At 48.7% G+C, this 16513-nt stretch carries 14 protein-coding genes; 8 read left to right on the top strand and 6 right to left on the bottom strand.

What is annotated here, in order from left to right:
- Positions 1 to 3: 3 nt before the first annotated feature.
- A complete protein-coding gene (locus CWM47_RS19685; RefSeq protein ID WP_100989918.1) occupies positions 4 to 537 on the bottom strand; it encodes an LVIVD repeat-containing protein in 534 nt (177 codons plus the stop codon).
- Between the two features lie 106 nt (positions 538 to 643).
- Between CWM47_RS19685 and CWM47_RS19680 the strand changes: the two genes are divergently transcribed.
- Positions 644 to 2230 (top strand): acyl-CoA carboxylase subunit beta, encoded by a 1587-nt coding sequence (locus tag CWM47_RS19680; protein WP_100993961.1) that lies wholly within the window; start codon positions 644 to 646, stop codon positions 2228 to 2230.
- 205 nt (positions 2231 to 2435) lie between these two features.
- On the top strand, positions 2436 to 2561 hold the full coding sequence (locus CWM47_RS39805; RefSeq protein ID WP_262511971.1) for a hypothetical protein: 126 nt from the start codon (positions 2436 to 2438) through the stop codon (positions 2559 to 2561).
- Here the strand turns inward: CWM47_RS39805 and CWM47_RS19675 are convergent, their stop codons facing one another.
- Positions 2562 to 3770, bottom strand: coding sequence for an aspartate aminotransferase family protein (locus CWM47_RS19675; protein WP_100993960.1), 1209 nt, complete (start codon positions 3768 to 3770; stop codon positions 2562 to 2564).
- 46 nt (positions 3771 to 3816) lie between these two features.
- On the opposite strand from CWM47_RS19675, the gene CWM47_RS19670 reads away from it, so the two are divergent.
- From CWM47_RS19670 to CWM47_RS19655, 4 genes are all read left to right on the top strand, one after another.
- Positions 3817 to 5016 (top strand): hypothetical protein, encoded by a 1200-nt coding sequence (locus CWM47_RS19670; RefSeq protein ID WP_100989917.1) that lies wholly within the window; start codon positions 3817 to 3819, stop codon positions 5014 to 5016.
- Between the two features lie 176 nt (positions 5017 to 5192).
- On the top strand, positions 5193 to 6101 hold the full coding sequence (locus tag CWM47_RS19665; RefSeq protein ID WP_100989916.1) for a hypothetical protein: 909 nt from the start codon (positions 5193 to 5195) through the stop codon (positions 6099 to 6101).
- A 198-nt stretch (positions 6102 to 6299) separates the two neighbouring features.
- Complete coding sequence (locus CWM47_RS19660; RefSeq protein ID WP_100989915.1) at positions 6300 to 7991, top strand: sodium:solute symporter; 1692 nt, start codon at positions 6300 to 6302, stop codon at positions 7989 to 7991.
- 370 nt (positions 7992 to 8361) lie between these two features.
- A complete protein-coding gene (locus CWM47_RS19655) occupies positions 8362 to 8787 on the top strand; it encodes a response regulator (protein WP_100989914.1) in 426 nt (141 codons plus the stop codon).
- 142 nt (positions 8788 to 8929) lie between these two features.
- On the opposite strand, the gene CWM47_RS19650 is transcribed toward CWM47_RS19655, so the two are convergent.
- On the bottom strand, positions 8930 to 10525 hold the full coding sequence (locus CWM47_RS19650) for a sensor histidine kinase (protein ID WP_100989913.1): 1596 nt from the start codon (positions 10523 to 10525) through the stop codon (positions 8930 to 8932).
- Between the two features lie 335 nt (positions 10526 to 10860).
- Here CWM47_RS19650 and CWM47_RS19645 point away from each other — a divergent pair, with 335 nt between their 5' ends.
- Together CWM47_RS19645 and CWM47_RS19640 are read left to right on the top strand one after the other, a co-directional pair.
- Positions 10861 to 12177 carry an aminotransferase class V-fold PLP-dependent enzyme gene (locus tag CWM47_RS19645; protein WP_100989912.1) on the top strand — a complete coding sequence of 439 codons (1317 nt, stop codon included), beginning with the start codon at positions 10861 to 10863 and terminating at the stop codon, positions 12175 to 12177.
- Positions 12178 to 12466: 289 nt separating this feature from the next.
- Positions 12467 to 13447: a Gfo/Idh/MocA family protein gene (locus CWM47_RS19640; protein ID WP_100993959.1), complete on the top strand. Its 981-nt coding sequence runs from the start codon at positions 12467 to 12469 to the stop codon at positions 13445 to 13447.
- On the opposite strand, the gene CWM47_RS19635 is transcribed toward CWM47_RS19640, so the two are convergent.
- The 3 genes from CWM47_RS19635 to CWM47_RS19625 form a co-directional block, all read right to left on the bottom strand.
- Positions 13444 to 14679: a saccharopine dehydrogenase family protein gene (locus CWM47_RS19635; protein WP_100989911.1), complete on the bottom strand. Its 1236-nt coding sequence runs from the start codon at positions 14677 to 14679 to the stop codon at positions 13444 to 13446. The two genes, CWM47_RS19640 and CWM47_RS19635, sit on opposite strands and share 4 nt — an antisense overlap.
- A 110-nt stretch (positions 14680 to 14789) precedes the next feature.
- Positions 14790 to 15866 (bottom strand): hypothetical protein, encoded by a 1077-nt coding sequence (locus CWM47_RS19630; protein ID WP_100989910.1) that lies wholly within the window; start codon positions 15864 to 15866, stop codon positions 14790 to 14792.
- 8 nt (positions 15867 to 15874) lie between these two features.
- Complete coding sequence (locus CWM47_RS19625) at positions 15875 to 16510, bottom strand: ABC transporter ATP-binding protein (protein ID WP_100989909.1); 636 nt, start codon at positions 16508 to 16510, stop codon at positions 15875 to 15877.
- Positions 16511 to 16513 lie beyond the last annotated feature (3 nt).

Here is a 16513-nt window from a genome sequence, read left to right as displayed (position 1 = left end):
ACGTTAACGATAACATTGTGGATTTTCGACGGCGATCTTTTCCCAACGAACGACTACCCCCCGGCTACGATCAGCGCACTCAAATCGTACATTCGTTGCCAGCGGGAAAGCGGAATACTCAAATGCGTTTTCAATTCGTTTGACAAGCCGCACATTCAACGGGTTGGCAATATTCAGGGCCACCAGATCCGTAATGTTGTCGGCATAGAGAATACTGTCTTTAATGGCTAGTTCCTGATTGCCCAGAATGGCTATGAAGGCCAGCTTAACCGGCTTTTCAGGAATACGGTTATCCAGAATATGAATACCACTTCCCCGGTCGTTGATGAACAGGTAATCGTCTTTGCGATAAATCTTGCCTGCGTTTTTAATGGGTTGTGGCCCAAGCGTCTGAATCGAACGAACGTCAGAATAGGCGGCATAAACGGGGCGGTATGTGTCGCCTGTAGTAGGCGGATTCGGTGCATAAGGACGCCCGCAACTGTCGAGCAGCCCCAAGATGATCGGGAGAGTAAGTAAACGGAGAAGTCGCTGCATCCTTTAATTAGGTTTAATAAATTTCAGGACACAAAACACGTCAAAACCGTTGGAATCCGTAAGATAAATTAACTTTGTCCCTACTTGTTTACCTATGACCAACCATATGCCTGCTACAACCCTTTCAGAGTCCACGGAGACCGTTGTTCCTAAACTGTCCAAAGCCGACGTTTTGGCCCAGAAAAATACTGAAGCCGAACTGGGTGGCGGTCAGAAGCGTATTGATGCTCAACATAAAAAAGGCAAATTAACGGCTCGTGAGCGAATCGCTTTGCTGATGGACGAAGGCTCTTTTGAGGAAATTGGCAAGTTTGTCATGCACCGTACCCGTGATTTCGGGATGGACAAAGAGCATTATCTTGGCGATGGCGTTGTAACTGGATATGGTACTGTAAACGGGCGCTTGACTTATGTTTTTGCCCAGGATTTTACGGTGTTTGGGGGCGCTTTGTCAGAAACCCACGCCGAAAAAATCTGTAAATTGATGGATCTAGCTCTGCAAAACGGGGCTCCCTTAATTGGCCTTAATGATTCAGGGGGCGCCCGGATTCAGGAAGGGGTTCTGTCGCTGGCAGGCTATGCCGATATATTTTACCGTAACACACGGGCATCGGGCGTGATTCCGCAACTGTCGGCCGTTATGGGCCCCTGCGCGGGTGGTGCTGTGTATAGCCCGGCAATTACCGACCTTATTTTTATGGTCGAGAATACGAGCTATATGTTCGTGACCGGCCCAAATGTAGTGAAGACAGTTACGCATGAAAATGTGACGGCCGAAGAATTAGGCGGAGCCAGCACACACAGCTCGAAATCCGGGGTGACGCATTTTTCCTGCGAGAACGAACTGGCCTGCATTCAAAGCCTTAAACAGGTGCTGAGTTATATCCCGCAGAATTGCGAAGATGAACCGCCGATGCTTGCCTATGAGCCAGCCGACGAGTCAAGACCGGGTCTAAACAACATTATACCGGCTAATCCCAATCAGCCTTACGACATGCGGGAGGTAATCGATGAACTGGTTGATGGCGGCAGCTTCATGGAAGTACACCGGAATTTTGCCGAGAATATTGTGGTCGGTTTCGCTCGTATCGGTGGTCGCAGCATTGGGGTAGTGGGCAATCAGCCTGCTGTTCTGGCGGGGGTGCTCGATATTCATGCCAGCACCAAAGCTGCCCGGTTTGTGCGGTTCTGCGACTGTTTCAACGTGCCCTTGCTAGTACTCGAAGATGTGCCCGGTTTCCTGCCTGGCACCGATCAGGAATGGAACGGGATTATTACGAATGGCGCAAAATTACTGTTTGCCTTCTGCGAAGCCACCGTACCCCGCGTAACGGTTATCACCCGTAAAGCCTATGGTGGTGCCTATGATGTTATGAACTCGAAACATATTGGTGCCGACATGAACTATGCCTGGCCATCGGCAGAAATTGCCGTTATGGGCGCCAGTGGAGCCGCCGAGATCATCTTCAAACGCGAAATTGCCGAAGCCGAAGACCCACAGGCGAAGTTGCAGGAGAAAGTGCTGGAATATACCGAGAAGTTCGCTAATCCCTATCGGGCAGCAAACCGAGGCTATATCGACGAGGTCATCATGCCTGATCAAACCCGCCAGAAGCTCATCCGTGCGTTTACCATGCTGGAAAACAAAGTAGCAACGCTTCCGAAGAAAAAACACGGAAACATTCCGTTATAAATCGTTGTACACACTAGAGCAACTTGATTTAGATTATATATCGTGTTAAGTATTCTGCCATTTACCCCCAACTCCCTGAAGGACGGTCGGCCGCTGCCGGGCGTAAGCTTGACTATTCTCAACTTACGCCCGGCAGCGGCCGACCGTCCTTCAGGGAGTTGGGGGTAAATGGCAGAATACTTAACACTGCTTTCAACAAAAACGCATGAACACAATGACAAACCAACCATCCAAGAAGCCGGGCAGCATTCTGAAAACCGCGCTGATTGGCCTATTGATACTATTCGGAATAGCCCTGCTGGTGGGTACCCTAACGGTGATGTTTCCCTGATCAGACGTCAATAGCGGCCAGAATCACAGCGCAGGCTTCCCGAATTTGGGCTTCCGTAATAATAAGCGGTGGCGCAAGGCGCATCGAGTTGTTGCAAAACAGAAACCAGTCGGTAATTACACCCCGGTCTATTGCCCGGTCAATGACGGGTTTCAGTACCTCAAACGACTCAAATTCTACCGCCAGCATCAGCCCCTTGCCCCGCACTTCCCGAATCGCGGGGTGCTTTAGCAACTGCCTGATCAATTGACCTTTAGCTTCGGCTTGTTCATGTAACTTTTCGTCCCGAATAATCTGCAACGTTGCCAGCGAGGAGGCACACGAAACCGGGTGCCCGCCAAATGTGGTGATGTGCCCCAGAATCGGGTTGTTCCTGAATACACTCATAATTTCTGCCGAACTTATAAAGGCACCGATCGGCATACCGCCCCCCATTCCTTTAGCGCAAAGGAGTACATCAGGCACTACCGGCCCGAAACCCTCAAAGGCCCAGAACGTACCCGTCCGACCGAAACCCGTCTGGATTTCATCAAAGATCAACAATGTGCCCGTGTCGGTACATCGTTGGCGGACGGCCTGTAAATAGGCAGCATCTGGTACGCGAACCCCTGCTTCGCCCCCAATAACTTCCATCACAACGGCAGCTGTTCGATGGCTGATCAGCTCAAGGTCGGGTACATTGCCAAAGCGAATATGTCGGATATCGGGTAGGAGCGGACGGTAATTTCGTTTGAAATTCTCATCGCCCGACAGCGACAGTGCCCCCTGGGTAGAACCATGATAGGCATTGAAGCAACTAATGATCTCGGTGCGACCCGTGAAGCGTTTGGCTAGTTTCATGGCTCCCTCCACCGCTTCGGTACCCGAGTTGGTAAAATAAACTGTATCGAGAGTAGCCGGAAGCGTTGCCGCCAGTGCCTGCGCCAATTGTGTTTGGGACGTTTGCACAAATTCGCCATACACCATCAGGTGTAGGTATCTATCCAGCTGATTATGAATGGCTTCCAGGACGCGCGGGTGTCGATGGCCAACATTACTCACGCCAATTCCTGAGATGAGATCCATGTAGGACTTCGGCTCAGCGTGTTCGGGACCGGCCTGTTCAAAAAGATAAATACCTTCGGCTCGTTCAATTTCCAACCCTAACGGAAAATCGGAGGTCTGGGCTATATGCTGGAAAAATAATTGCCGGTTTGTAACCGTATACATGATGGAAATTTCAATATTGCTTCTATAAATTTTAACACCCTCGACCATGAAAACAGTTCTTCTTTTCCTATTGCTTGCCCCAACTATTTTGTGGGCGCAACTCATGAAAATTACGCCACAGGATACTCAACGTACCCATTTGTACCTGCTCATGCGTGATGGAACAACGTTGCGGGGCCGTGTTATTCAGCAGGATAGCTCCATCATCACCGTCCGAAAACCTAATGGCGACATGTCCTACGTAGAAGCCGATCAGGTCCTGTCAATTTCGGCAAACCGTCCTGATACTCCGGCGCAGTTGGATCAGTCAAACGGGACCGTGTTTGTGCTGAAAGATGGTACGCAACTTAATGGCACCTTTGTACGGCGCGACAGTACGATGATTACCGTCCGTAAGAGTAACGGTCAACTAACGTATTTTGAGCCGGAATTACTCGTTCGGGTAGATACGGTTCGTAGTGCGGCCTCGTCTGATGGATATAGTGCTGATGGGACTACCTTCCAGAATCCGTTTCCGGCCTGGTTACTGACAGGGCAAACGGCTTTTACCCCCGATAAAGGTCGGTTTTATTACCGGAACACACTCGTGGTACTTAATGAGTTTGGCTACGGAATTACGCGAAACTGGAGCGTAGGGGCCAGTTTTATCACGCCAATTACCTATGTAGCCCTGGTTAACTTTTATGCGTTAAATGGATTTCTGCCAAACAATTCTCAACTCTTTACAAAACTGAGCGTACCGCTTGGCAACCGTTTCAGGGTGGGCCTGAATGTAAAATATCTGGATCGATATGCCAACACCAGTTCCAAACGGGGTCCATTGACTTACCAGCTATTAACGTCCATCGGTAGTAATCAGCGGAATGTTACGCTTGGGTTTGGCTTGACTGATCGGGGGAAACAACGGTACTATGTGTATTCAGGTGTATACCCACCGTCATCGCCAGCCTATGTGGATGTGCATATTCCAAATCAGTCGTTTCTAACACTGGGTATTATGCAGAAAGTGTCTCCCTATCTAACGCTCATTAGCGACAATCGAATCAATTTGGGCACCAACCAGTATATCTATGATGATGGATCCGAACGCGTTTCCACGTCCTTTGCCTTCCGATTAGATCGCCGTCGTCATGCCTTTGACCTGGGATTTTATGGCCTGATTTATAGAAATACGGACCAGTGGAATGGTAAACAGGTTCGTATTTTGCCCTACCTCGGGTATAGCGTGGGTATCGGTGGCAAATGATTATTGATCTGTAAAAGAGCCTGGAAAGTATTTGAGTTAACTACCTGACATACTAATTGGTACGGGTTGATGTGTTCGTCAATCGCAAAAAGAGGTATTTGTTGTATGATTGTAATTGGGTATGTTTTTTGCCTTGTTTGTTATTCGTGCGAAATAACAGCAAACCCACCGAATTTATGAAACACATAATTACTCTCCTTCTTGTCCTGTTAGCCATCGTAACTAAAGCCCAGAACGACTATTACCAACCCCAAAAACAACCCGCTCCGGCGAAGCGTACCTACACTATTGTGCTGAAAGATGGTACGCAACTACGGGGTGAGTTGGTTCGTCAGGACAGTGTAGAGGCCGTTATCCGGACCAACAACCTGGGAGAAGTTCGATTGAAAACAGATCAGATTGTTCGAATAGAACAGGAAGGTGCACAAGCAGAAGGTGACGTTTATCCCAACCTGTTTCCGCAAACCATGCGGTTCGCACCAACGGCTTTTTCGGCCGAAAAGAATAAACTGTATTTTCGAAATTATGCCTTGTATATCAGTCAGTTTGAGTATGGCATTTCTGATAACTGGAGCGTAAATGCCTCATTTTTTTCATTTGTACCAACGGCGCTATTCAACCTCTCAACAAAAGTTTCATTGCCGGTCAGCAGTCGGGTTCGCCTGGGTGTTAATGCCCAGTATATAGGGCTGCGTGATGGTGGACTTTTTAATGGCAATAGTAATTCACTCGTCGGTATTGGCTATGTGCAGGGCATAGTAACGACCGGAGATCGACGAAATAACACAACCTACGGGTTAGGGTGGAGTGTATCAAATGGAGAATTGTCCCGAAACGTTGTGGGCACATTTGGGCTAGTACGAAAAGTTAGCCCGAAACTGACGTTCATCAGTGAGAATTTTGTGTTGCTTGGTGGCGGTGGGAATGTCGATTTTGCGGGTGTTGTATCGGCAGGCGTTCGCTTTGATCGCCGTCGTCATGCCTTTGATCTGGCTTTATATGTTCCCTTTATTGTTGGTACCAAAATTGCAGCACCGCTTACGTTAATCCCCTTTGTCAGTTACCATTTACGAATCGGGAAGTGAGTCGTAAAGCCTATTTAAATTAGTTTACACCGATTTCCCTTATTTTCGCCGTTATAGTCCCATAAGCCGTTCCTGTATGCCCGAAGACCCTACCGATCTACCCCCTTTTGCTCGTTCATGGACCCAACTTTATGCCATTGTTATTGGTAGCCTGGTTGCCGAAATCTTGTTTTTTTATGGATTAATGCGCTGGTTATCATGAGTATTGTTGATTGGAGTGTATTAATTCTGGCACTGGTAGGCATTATGGTCTACGGCCTGTGGCGAAGCCGTGGCAGCCGAAGTATGGACGATTATCTCCTGGCTGGCCAATCGTTACCCTGGTATCATGTCGGGTTGTCGGTCATGGCGACGCAAGCCAGTGCGGTCACGTTTTTGTCGGCACCGGGGCAGGGTTTTACCGATGGAATGCGTTTTGTGCAGTTCTATTTTGGCTTGCCGCTGGCAATGGTTGTCCTGTCGGTAACGTTCGTGCCAATTTTCCACAAGTTGAAAGTGTATACGGCCTACGAATTTCTGGAAAATCGTTTCGATGCTCGTGTGCGCACGTTTACGGCAGGCTTGTTTTTACTACAGCGCGGCCTCTCGACGGGCTTGTCGATTTATGCTCCGGCCATTATTCTCTCAACAATTCTGGGCTGGAATATCTACTGGACAAATCTGCTAATGGGCGGTATTGTACTCATTTATACCGTAACGGGCGGCACAAAAGCGATCTCTTACACACACCTTCAGCAAATGGCCATTGTAACCTTTGCCATGGGGTTAGCGGGTTATCTAACCGTTAAAATGCTGCCCGAAAGCGTTGGTTTTGTCGACGCGCTGCATGTGGCGGGCGAAGCTGGTCGTATGAACCTGATCGACCTGAATTTTGATCCAAACAGCCGCTACAATTTGTGGTCTGGCCTTATTGGCGGATTCTTCCTGCAACTGTCATACTTCGGCACCGATCAGTCGCAGGTAGGGCGATACTTAACGGGCGAGACCATTGGGCAAAGCCGCCTGGGCCTGTTAATGAACGGTTTACTGAAGGTGCCGATGCAGTTCCTTATACTGCTGGTGGGTGTACTGGTGTTCGTATTTTACCAATACAATCCATCGCCAACTTTTTTTAACAAGCAGGAAACTGATAAACTGAAAAACAGCCAATATGCTTCGGCCTATCAACTGGCAGAAATAAAACATCAGAATCTGACGACGCAACGGCAGCGGGCGGTGCAGGACATGCAGGTAGCGCTTCAGGCCGATAATGAGGCTGGGCAAGATGCTGCGGGCATTATTTTGCGGGAAACAGATGAAGCATTGAAACTTGTTAAAACGGACGTTACCAAACTCATTCAAAAGAACAACCCATCGGCCGATATCAACGATGTTAACTATGTTTTTCTACGGTTTGTACTCGACTACCTGCCGCATGGCCTGATTGGCCTGCTGATTGCCGTTATTTTCAGCGCGTCGATGGGGAGTATTGCCTCGGCTTATAATTCCCTTGCTTCAACAACCGTAGTCGATATCTATAAGCAACTGATCAGGAACGATTCCGACGATGCGCATTACTTACGCGTTTCGCGTTGGGCAACCGTAGGTTGGGGCGTGTTTTGCATTGTCGTCGCACAATTTGCTAACCGGTTAGGGAGTATGATCGAAGCGGTCAATATTCTGGGTTCGCTATTTTATGGGGTTATTCTAGGCGTTTTTGTGGTAGCCTTTTATGTTAAATCAATTGGAGGCCGGGCTACGTTCTGGTCATCAATTATTTCTGAGGTTCTGGTAATCGTGAGCTGGTATCTGGATTTGACCGCTTTTTTGTGGCTGAACGTAATTGGCTGTCTGCTGGTGGTGATGATTGCCTGGATTTTACAAAAAACAGCTTTTCGCTCAGCTACTTAACAGTATCTTTTCCCTCGGCGTAAATTTTGGAGAATTACCCTATTTGGCCGCTTATAAAGGACTCAAAAAACAAAGATGTGTTTTTATTCACACAAAATTGGGTAAAAAAGTCGCATTTAGCTGCTGCATCGTTAAAGATGGCTTTGGGATAGTTGTCTGATTGTGAGGTATTTGTGTAGGAGGATTGATGTTTGGCATAATTTAGGTACACTGATAATTAACGGTTTTTCTTCCTTACACAGAACGACTTTTTAGTCGCCGAGATATAGATAGGTTATCGTTTTACTCAACGTTAAGTCATATAAAAGATTTGAAAGCTCGGTATTGAACCGGGCTTTTCTTTTACCTGAAACATCAATTGAATAGTAGTATGGATGAATTCCCCATCATTTTTATCGATGCTGATGAAGATGACCACGATATGTTTAAACAGGCTATAGCTGAATTAAATTTAACACACCCTGTTTTGGTTTTTTCAGAAGGTAAAACCGCTCTCAATTACTTAACAACAACGCACCAGTTACCTTTCCTGATCATTTCGGAAATTAGTATGCCCGGTATGAGTGGACTGGAACTTCGCCAGCAAATTGACAAAGACTCACAACTGCGTCGAAAATGCATTCCATTCATTTTCATGACACACCCAGTTATCGATTCGTTGATCGAAGAGGCATATGAGTTGACTATACAAGGCATGTTCGAGAAGAAAGTGACCTTCGAAGCCTGGAAAACGCAACTAGCCGCCATTATTGCTTACTGGACTGAGTGTCAGCATCCCAAGCGGTTTCTAAAATAGTTTCGACTGAATTACTGCTCGAAAAGGATCTTTAATAATTTAGATCTTGTACAACTTGGAATGGTAAAAAAGTTATCAATTTCGAACATTCAGGCAAATTGCTCAAAAAAAGTACAGCAAATTAGTTAAGTAATATAGTAGGCTAATCGGGCAAGTACACACTAAAGGTAGCGCCCATGCCGGGTGAACTCTGTGCCCGGATCGTACCTCCATGATTAGCCGCTACTTTTTCACAGATAGCGAGTCCAATGCCCGTTCCCGCATATTGGTTTCGGCCATGAAGCCGTTGAAAAACCTGAAAAATACGTTCAACGTGATGTTCTTCAAAACCAATGCCATTATCGGACACGTCAATTTTGTAGTATTTGGACACACCCGAAGCAGGACGGACGGTGTCAGGTAGTGTGTCTGCCGCAATCAGATGAGCCCGAATATGAATCACGGGATTACTGTTTGGCTGCCGGAATTTTAAGGCGTTACTAATCAGATTCTGGAAGAGCTGCCTCAATTGGGAGGAATCTCCTGATACAGTAGGCAACGGTGAGACGTCTAAGTAAGCACCCGTTTCGTCAATAACGACATCCAGATCGCTGATGACTTCCTGAACGACCTGTTCCAGCGATACGGACTCCAGCCGTTCGGAACCGGTAGCAATACGCGAGTAACTGAGTAGGTCATGGATAAGCTGCGACATTCGGTGAGCCGCTAACTGCATTCGATCCAGATAAGTAACTCCCTCTCCTAAGTGGGGAGCGTATTGTCGTTTCAGCAAATCGCCAAACTGCTGTACTTTCCTGAGTGGTTCCTGTAGATCATGAGAAGCTACGTAGGCAAATTGTTTCAGGTTTTCGTTGGACCGACGTAAATCTTCCAATGAGACTTCCAGCTGTTGGGTTCGCTGGGCAACCTGCTGTTCCAAAGCCCACTGCGCCTTCCGTTGTTGTGTCACGTCCTGCACGTTGCCACAAATCTTGTATATCTGACCCTGTTGATTTTCGTAGGCTTTTCCCTGCGAATGCATGATCCTTTCCCCCTCAATCGGATCTATGAGCCTATACTCAATGTCATAGTAGCCATCAGAACCAAGAGAGATCGCTTTCAGCATTGATTTCTTAATTTGCTGGTGGTCTCCCTCAGGAACGCGTCGAAAAGCATGTTCAGCAGTAATAACCTCATGGGGCTCAATACCATGCCAGAGCTTAAGTCTGGACGAGTAGTCGATATAACCCGTAGTCAGGTCAACCTGCCAGGTACCCAACTGAGCCAGTTCAATGGCCCCCCGTAACTCCTCCTGAACTTCTTCTGTGAGTTGACGGGACAGAACTTGTTGCGTGATATCCTGCGCGGTGCCCGAGAGCCGGATGGCCTTCCCTTGTCCATCAAAATATGCCTGTCCATTTGCCCGTACCCATCGAACCTGGCCATTGTCCCGTTTAATAATCCGGAATTCGATCACGTAGAGGCCCCCGGAGCGTGGGTCCATCGCCCGCTGCATGGCGTCTTTCATCCGTTCTCGATCCTGAGTATGAATGTATTGCATCAGGTCCTGCTCCGATTGGAAGTCTCGGGTGTCAGTACCGGTAAAGCCATACAATTCTTTGGTCCGCTGATCCCACCAGGCCACTTTAGTAATCAAGTCCAGATCCCAAGTGCCAATACCTGCCGCCTGGAGGGAAAATCGTAATCGCTCGTTTTCGGACTGGTTAGTCCGATTAGGGGGTATACTTGTTTCAGACATCGGTCTATTGCTGCATTCTGACAAAGAATACAGGGATATATTCCATAAAAACAGGCTTGCAGCGATCTACAGGCTACTGTATGCTTCGATATGAAATCAACTTCCGATTACTGGATTTGTTTCACCAATCCAACTATGTGATCTATTGGTAACATTTTTACAAAAATGGCTAAGGAGTCTGTTCAGATACTTTTTACTGAGTCAGGCTTAGAAAGATCAACTGTTCGCAGTCTGATAAATGAATTAGGCTACCCGAAAACGGGCCTGTTATTTCGTATGCAGAAAATATGTATTTTTACTGTACATCGCTCATCATCACCTCTATACATCCCTGCATGTCAACTCGTAGAACCTTCTTTCGCCAAACGGCAGCCGCTGCAACCGGTGCGCTGACACTCCCCGCGTTTCTCCCTGAAACGTTTGCCAACCCCGTTTCCACTATCGATGCCTCCCTGAAATCTGCTGCCGAATGGGCACAGGATGAAGATTTCTGGTCGTGGGTGAAATCTGAATATACGGTATCGCCTACCTTGCTAAATCTCAACAATGGCGGGGTTTGTCCGCAGCCCAAAGTGGTGCAGGATGCGCATATTCGGTTTTACCAGTATAGTAACGAAGCCCCATCCTATTACATGTGGCGGATTCTGGATCAGGGGCGCGAAGAACTACGGAGCAAACTGGCCGATCTAGGGGGCTGTTCTCCAGAAGAAATTGCCATTAACCGCAACGCTACCGAAGGACTTAATACTGTCATTTTTGGCCTGAACCTGAAAGCCGGCGACGAGGTGGTTTTAACCAAACAGGACTACCCCAATATGCTCAACGCCTGGAAACAGCGCGAAAAACGGGATGGTATCAAACTGGTTTTTCTGGATTTAAACCTGCCAAGCGAAGATGCCAATGCCCTGGCGGAGCAATACGTGAAGGCGTTTACACCCCGAACCAAAGTGGTGCACGTTACCCATATGATTAACTGGATTGGGCAGGTGATGCCCGTTCGGAAAATAGCCGATGAAGCACACAAGCGGGGTATCGAAGTAATTGCCGACGGCGCTCATTCATTTGCACTCTTCGATTTCAAAATTCCCGACCTCGGTGCCGATTATTACGCGACCAGCCTCCATAAATGGCTTTGTGCGCCATTTGGGAGTGGAATGCTGTATATCCGTCAGAATAAAATCAAAAACGTCTGGGCATTACTGTCCAACAACGAACCCGATGGGCCCGATATTCGTAAGTTCGAGAGTCTGGGAACGCGTTCCTTTGCCTCCGAGATGGCCATTGCCACCGCCGTTGACTTCCATAACAGTATAGGTACGGCACGGAAGTTTGCCAGGGCACATTACCTCAAAAATTACTGGATGGAACGGGTGAAAGACCTGCCGGGTGTGAAGATTCACACGTCGCTCAAACCCGAATTTGCCGGAGCTGTCGGCCTGTTTTCGATTGACGGGATGAAGACCAGCGAAGTGGATGGACAGTTGCTGAACAAGTATAAAATTCATACAACGGGCATTGACTGGGAAAACATTCACGGCGTTCGGGTTACACCGCACATTTATCATTCCCCCAAAGATTTGGACCGGCTCGTGGTGGCTATTGAAGCGATGTCGACCAAACAACTCGCAGCCGGAAAAGAGAAAAAAAGCTAACCCTGAACCTCAGTCTATCGAAGCGAAAGGCGTTCTTTACAAGCCTTTCATTCCATATTGTGTTAGTTATAAAAAAACGCTGGCCCTAAAAGAGCCAGCGTTTCTGCTCTCTATCCACACCAATATGAGCCATGCCTGCGCTGACTCAAATCACTTGATGACAATACGCAGTAGCTTGTCTTAACGTGGCTAAATAAGTCCTGTGAAAATAAAGCAATAGGTAGAAACGAATAGGAATCTGACTAACTATGCTTTGTTGGTTGCGGGTATCTGCGAGAAACAAAAAGCTATGGATCAGGTGAAATGGGGTATTATCGGTTGCGGAGATGTAACTGAAGTGAAAAGCGGTCAGGCGTTTAATAAAGTGCCAAATTCTGTTCTGGTGGCCGTGATGCGGAGGGATGCCGGAAAAGCCGCCGATTATGCCAGAAGACACAATGTCCCCACCTGGTACGATGATGCCGATGCTCTGATCAATGACCCCAATGTCAATGCTGTCTATGTCGCTACCCCGCCGGACAGCCATGCCGACTATGCCATTCGGGCTATGCGTGCAGGAAAGCCGGTATACGTCGAGAAGCCAATGGCCCTTAACGCAGCCGAATGCGAAGCCATGAACCGGGTAAGCCGGGAAACCGGGGTTCCTCTTTTTGTCGCGTTTTACCGCCGGTCACTTCCGTACTTTTTGACAGTTAAAGAACTGGTTGACCAGCGGGTTATTGGCGATATCCGGTATGTATCGGTGCAATTGACCTGGCAACCGGCGGCCCGTGAACTAGGCGCGGGGCCAGAGCCGAACTGGCGGGTTACGCCGGCCATTTCGGGGGGCGGCCTTTTTCACGATTTAGCCTCCCATCAGTTCGATTTTCTGGAGTACCTGCTTGGCCCTATCAAAACAGCCAGCGGCATTGCTCAGAATCAGGCCGGTTTGTATTCGGCAGATGATATTGTCGTGGCCAATTTTGCCTTCGAGTCAGGCGTGCTGGGTACCGGCAGTTGGTGTTTCACAGTCAACAAAGAGCAGCGTATGGAGCAAACGCAACTCATCGGCTCCAAAGGGAAAATTACCTTTTCGTATTTTGAGAATTTCAGGATTAAAGTAGAAACAGAATCTGGGGTAGATGAATACACTGTTCCCTTCCCGGAACATGTGCAGCAACCCCTGATCGAGTTGATCGTGCGCGATATCAGGGGTGAAGGCAGCAGTCCAAGCACAGGCGAAACCGGTGCCCGGTCGAACTGGATTCTGGATCAAATAACCGGACATTAATTCGATTCAATTACCTCAAATTTCATACCCGAAAAGTTTTGCAGACGCTGGATCAGCTTTGCGCCAAAGATGGCCGCCGGGGTATAAAAACCACCGGCTTTGTCGGCTTTAGATGTACCCTGGGCCAACAAAACACCGGCCTCCGAAATCATCTTGGCCGTTGAACCGTAGCCTGGGTCACGATCGCCCGAAACGCGGATTTTTAGGGTTTCCCCCGAGTCGGTGTGTCCATACACGTCATGAACAAAATAGCCGTTCTGTTGGGCTTCCGGACCAGGCCCATCGCCCGGTTTGGGCAGAAAACGTTTGATGATACGCTGCAAAGGCGAAACGGCAGCCGCCAGCATAAATCCGCCTATTCCCGCCGTTATAGCCACCGAGCCAAAATAGCCTAATGGTCCCTTACCCGTCAGCATAGCCTCATTGTACATGAAATATTTATGATAATGAAGGAGGGCGTTAGAGCGTTGTACAACCCGTTCATTTATGGCGGCCATCACAAATGGGGCTATCCAGGCTTTCGCATCGTCATCGTATGCCACCGACATAATGGGCTTTTGTTTGGGACGAACATAATCGACCGCAGGACAAATGGAGTAGGGGTTGGCCAGTTCTCTGCGTAAGGCGGAATCGGTAGAAGCTTCATTAACCAGATTAAGCACACTGGCAATCGTACCGCCCGATGCACCACCTTTAGCCGACTTCACCCGCATGTGTACGCTTGAGCAATACTGCCCGAAACGCTCTTGCGCCTGTTGCTGTAAAAAATAGACGCCCATATCGGAAGGAATGGAGTCGTAGCCGCAGCAATGCACGATACGCGCTCCCGTTTGCCGGGCCAGCCGTTCATACCGGTCGATCATGCGTTTTATCCAGTGTGCCTCGCCCGTCAGATCGCAGTAGTCAGTGCCGGTTTCAACGCAGGCTTTTACGAGCGGTTCGCCATACAGCGCGTAGGGGCCAACCGTAGACATGACCACGGTTGTTTGGGTACACAAACGGGTAAGTGAATCTGCCGATTGGGCGTCGGCCACGATTAGGGGAAGGTTCCGGGCCGAATCGCCCATAGCCACCCGCAAGGCTGCAAGTTTACTTTCTGAGCGACCCGCAATGGCCCATTTTACCGAGCCATCAACTCCATACTGGTCAACCAAATACCGGCTGATAATCTGGCCTACAAAACTGGTAGCACCAAACACGATAATATCGAACATAGGAGGGGAGTGAGACATAGGGTTGGTTATTAACTCGTTAACGCAAAAAGTATAACTACGCTGCCCCCGGATTCGTTTCGAACTACTGGTCTGTAAAAAAACAGCCAGGATAGTTACTCATAAACGCCTTATGGTGTCATTTCTCGCAGGGCAAACGACCAGGACCAATACCCCAGCGCACCAGTCCAGACCAGAACCAGCCAGGCACCAACCGGCAGACCGAACATGATCGCGAGCAGTCCCCCAATAAAACTGGCAAACACACCCGAAAGCCAGCGTTCAGGATTGATTTCGTGCCCGTAGGCAAGGCTGTGCAGCAGGAGCAAGGCCCCCAAGCCCGTTAGCCAGAGCCAGATGATGTAATCGAGCGGAATGCCAACCGGGCAATTGTGCAGGAGAATGACCAATTCGGGTAGCCAGAGAAACCCGTACATGAGCGCATATCGACCAAACCGCTGTATCCGCGACATTGGCAGGTTGGGCAAACTAAGCAGGTATTTCTGCTCGAATGCGCTGACCTGTCCGCCCACCTGCGCGTGACCAAGTATGGCCAGTAAAAGACCAATAAGTAATAATCGCTGATCGTAATCGTCGGTTGGGTAGAGCCGACAAACGCCCGCCAGTAAAAGCCCCGAAAATACTTTCGTCAGCACCAGTGAAAGGGGTTCCTGCCGAAGCCAGTAGGTTGGAAAGAAGAATTCGTAGGGCAGCTTTAGAGACACATGGGGGAGGTGCCATGCGTTTGGATTGGGGTGTCGCAGTCGATAATCGGCGGCCAATGATCCGATGCCTATATACAGCAAATTAATAATCACAATCGCACTTAGGGAATCCCATCGCTGGTACTGATACGCGATCTGGATCATCCATTGTGCATAGGCCAGTATAGGTAACAGCATGGCTGTTTGTACCGCAACCCACAAAAGCAGGCGGGTGGGAGTAGGAATGAGCCAGAATGTCTGGAAAAATAAATGCTCGGGCGCGGTCAACTCCTGCCAGATGAACGAGACGGTTTTTAGTAGATATAATCCCCATAAACCAAACACGATTGCCAGAACAAGCGGAGAGCCCAGTGCTGCCGTAATGAGGGCTTTGTGCTCAACGGCACTCAGAAAGCCAAACGCCAGCAGGATGATTACCAGAAATGTACCCGCATTTTTAGTGTAAAAGGAGCTAACGAAAATGCGGTTGAGGAGCGTCAACATGGCCGGGCTTAGGTTGCAGGTGTAATGAGTCCATTTCCTACCTGCCACATAGCCGTTAATGGCAGCCCCGTCAGGCTAATATCCTGATGTGAGGTTAGTAGAAACGAAACGTCCTGTTCTGCCCGAAGCTGGCGAATGTAGTCAAACAGTCTGGCCGCTGTGGCCACGTCTAGCGTCGTTAAAGGCTCGTCGAGAAGTAAAAGTCGGGGAGTTCCGAGAAACGCCAGCAACAGGGATAATTTCTTAAGCATACCGCTCGAAAACTGTCCCGTGGGCTGCGTCCAGAAGGTATCGACACCTAGTAATTCAGCAAGTTTTTGTACCTGCCCAGCGGGTGCTTTCTTCGCTTTCCCAACGAAACCTGCAAGGTCGCGGGCGGTCAGAAACGACGGATAAAGAGGCTCGGCTTCGGCATAATTAACCCGAAAGCGATAGGCAACCGGATCGCGATTGATCTCGAACTGATCTTCCAGCAGTATAGTCCCGGAAAAGGGCAAAAGCCCCCCAACGGTACGAAAAAACGTCGTTTTGCCAGAACCATTCCCACCCTGAAAATAGTGAATACCGGGTGAGAGGTGCATTTCTGGCACCGTCAGAACGACATGCCCGTTATAGGCTTTAGTAAGGGAGGAGACGGTTAGCATATG

The organism is Spirosoma pollinicola, from assembly GCF_002831565.1.
Lineage (GTDB): Bacteria > Bacteroidota > Bacteroidia > Cytophagales > Spirosomataceae > Spirosoma > Spirosoma pollinicola.
The sequence above is the reverse complement of the archived record's forward strand: the minus strand, read 5'-3'. Positions and strand labels throughout refer to the sequence as shown.

Coding starts and splice junctions, on each gene's coding strand:
- CWM47_RS19685 (WP_100989918.1), bottom strand. CDS start 537: ATGCAGCGACTTCTCCGTTTACTTACTCTCCCGATCATCTTGGGGCTG.
- CWM47_RS19680 (WP_100993961.1), top strand. CDS start 644: ATGCCTGCTACAACCCTTTCAGAGTCCACGGAGACCGTTGTTCCTAAA.
- CWM47_RS39805 (WP_262511971.1), top strand. CDS start 2,436: ATGAACACAATGACAAACCAACCATCCAAGAAGCCGGGCAGCATTCTG.
- CWM47_RS19675 (WP_100993960.1), bottom strand. CDS start 3,770: ATGTATACGGTTACAAACCGGCAATTATTTTTCCAGCATATAGCCCAG.
- CWM47_RS19670 (WP_100989917.1), top strand. CDS start 3,817: ATGAAAACAGTTCTTCTTTTCCTATTGCTTGCCCCAACTATTTTGTGG.
- CWM47_RS19665 (WP_100989916.1), top strand. CDS start 5,193: ATGAAACACATAATTACTCTCCTTCTTGTCCTGTTAGCCATCGTAACT.
- CWM47_RS19660 (WP_100989915.1), top strand. CDS start 6,300: ATGAGTATTGTTGATTGGAGTGTATTAATTCTGGCACTGGTAGGCATT.
- CWM47_RS19655 (WP_100989914.1), top strand. CDS start 8,362: ATGGATGAATTCCCCATCATTTTTATCGATGCTGATGAAGATGACCAC.
- CWM47_RS19650 (WP_100989913.1), bottom strand. CDS start 10,525: ATGTCTGAAACAAGTATACCCCCTAATCGGACTAACCAGTCCGAAAAC.
- CWM47_RS19645 (WP_100989912.1), top strand. CDS start 10,861: ATGTCAACTCGTAGAACCTTCTTTCGCCAAACGGCAGCCGCTGCAACC.
- CWM47_RS19640 (WP_100993959.1), top strand. CDS start 12,467: ATGGATCAGGTGAAATGGGGTATTATCGGTTGCGGAGATGTAACTGAA.
- CWM47_RS19635 (WP_100989911.1), bottom strand. CDS start 14,679: ATGTCTCACTCCCCTCCTATGTTCGATATTATCGTGTTTGGTGCTACC.
- CWM47_RS19630 (WP_100989910.1), bottom strand. CDS start 15,866: ATGTTGACGCTCCTCAACCGCATTTTCGTTAGCTCCTTTTACACTAAA.
- CWM47_RS19625 (WP_100989909.1), bottom strand. CDS start 16,510: ATGCTAACCGTCTCCTCCCTTACTAAAGCCTATAACGGGCATGTCGTT.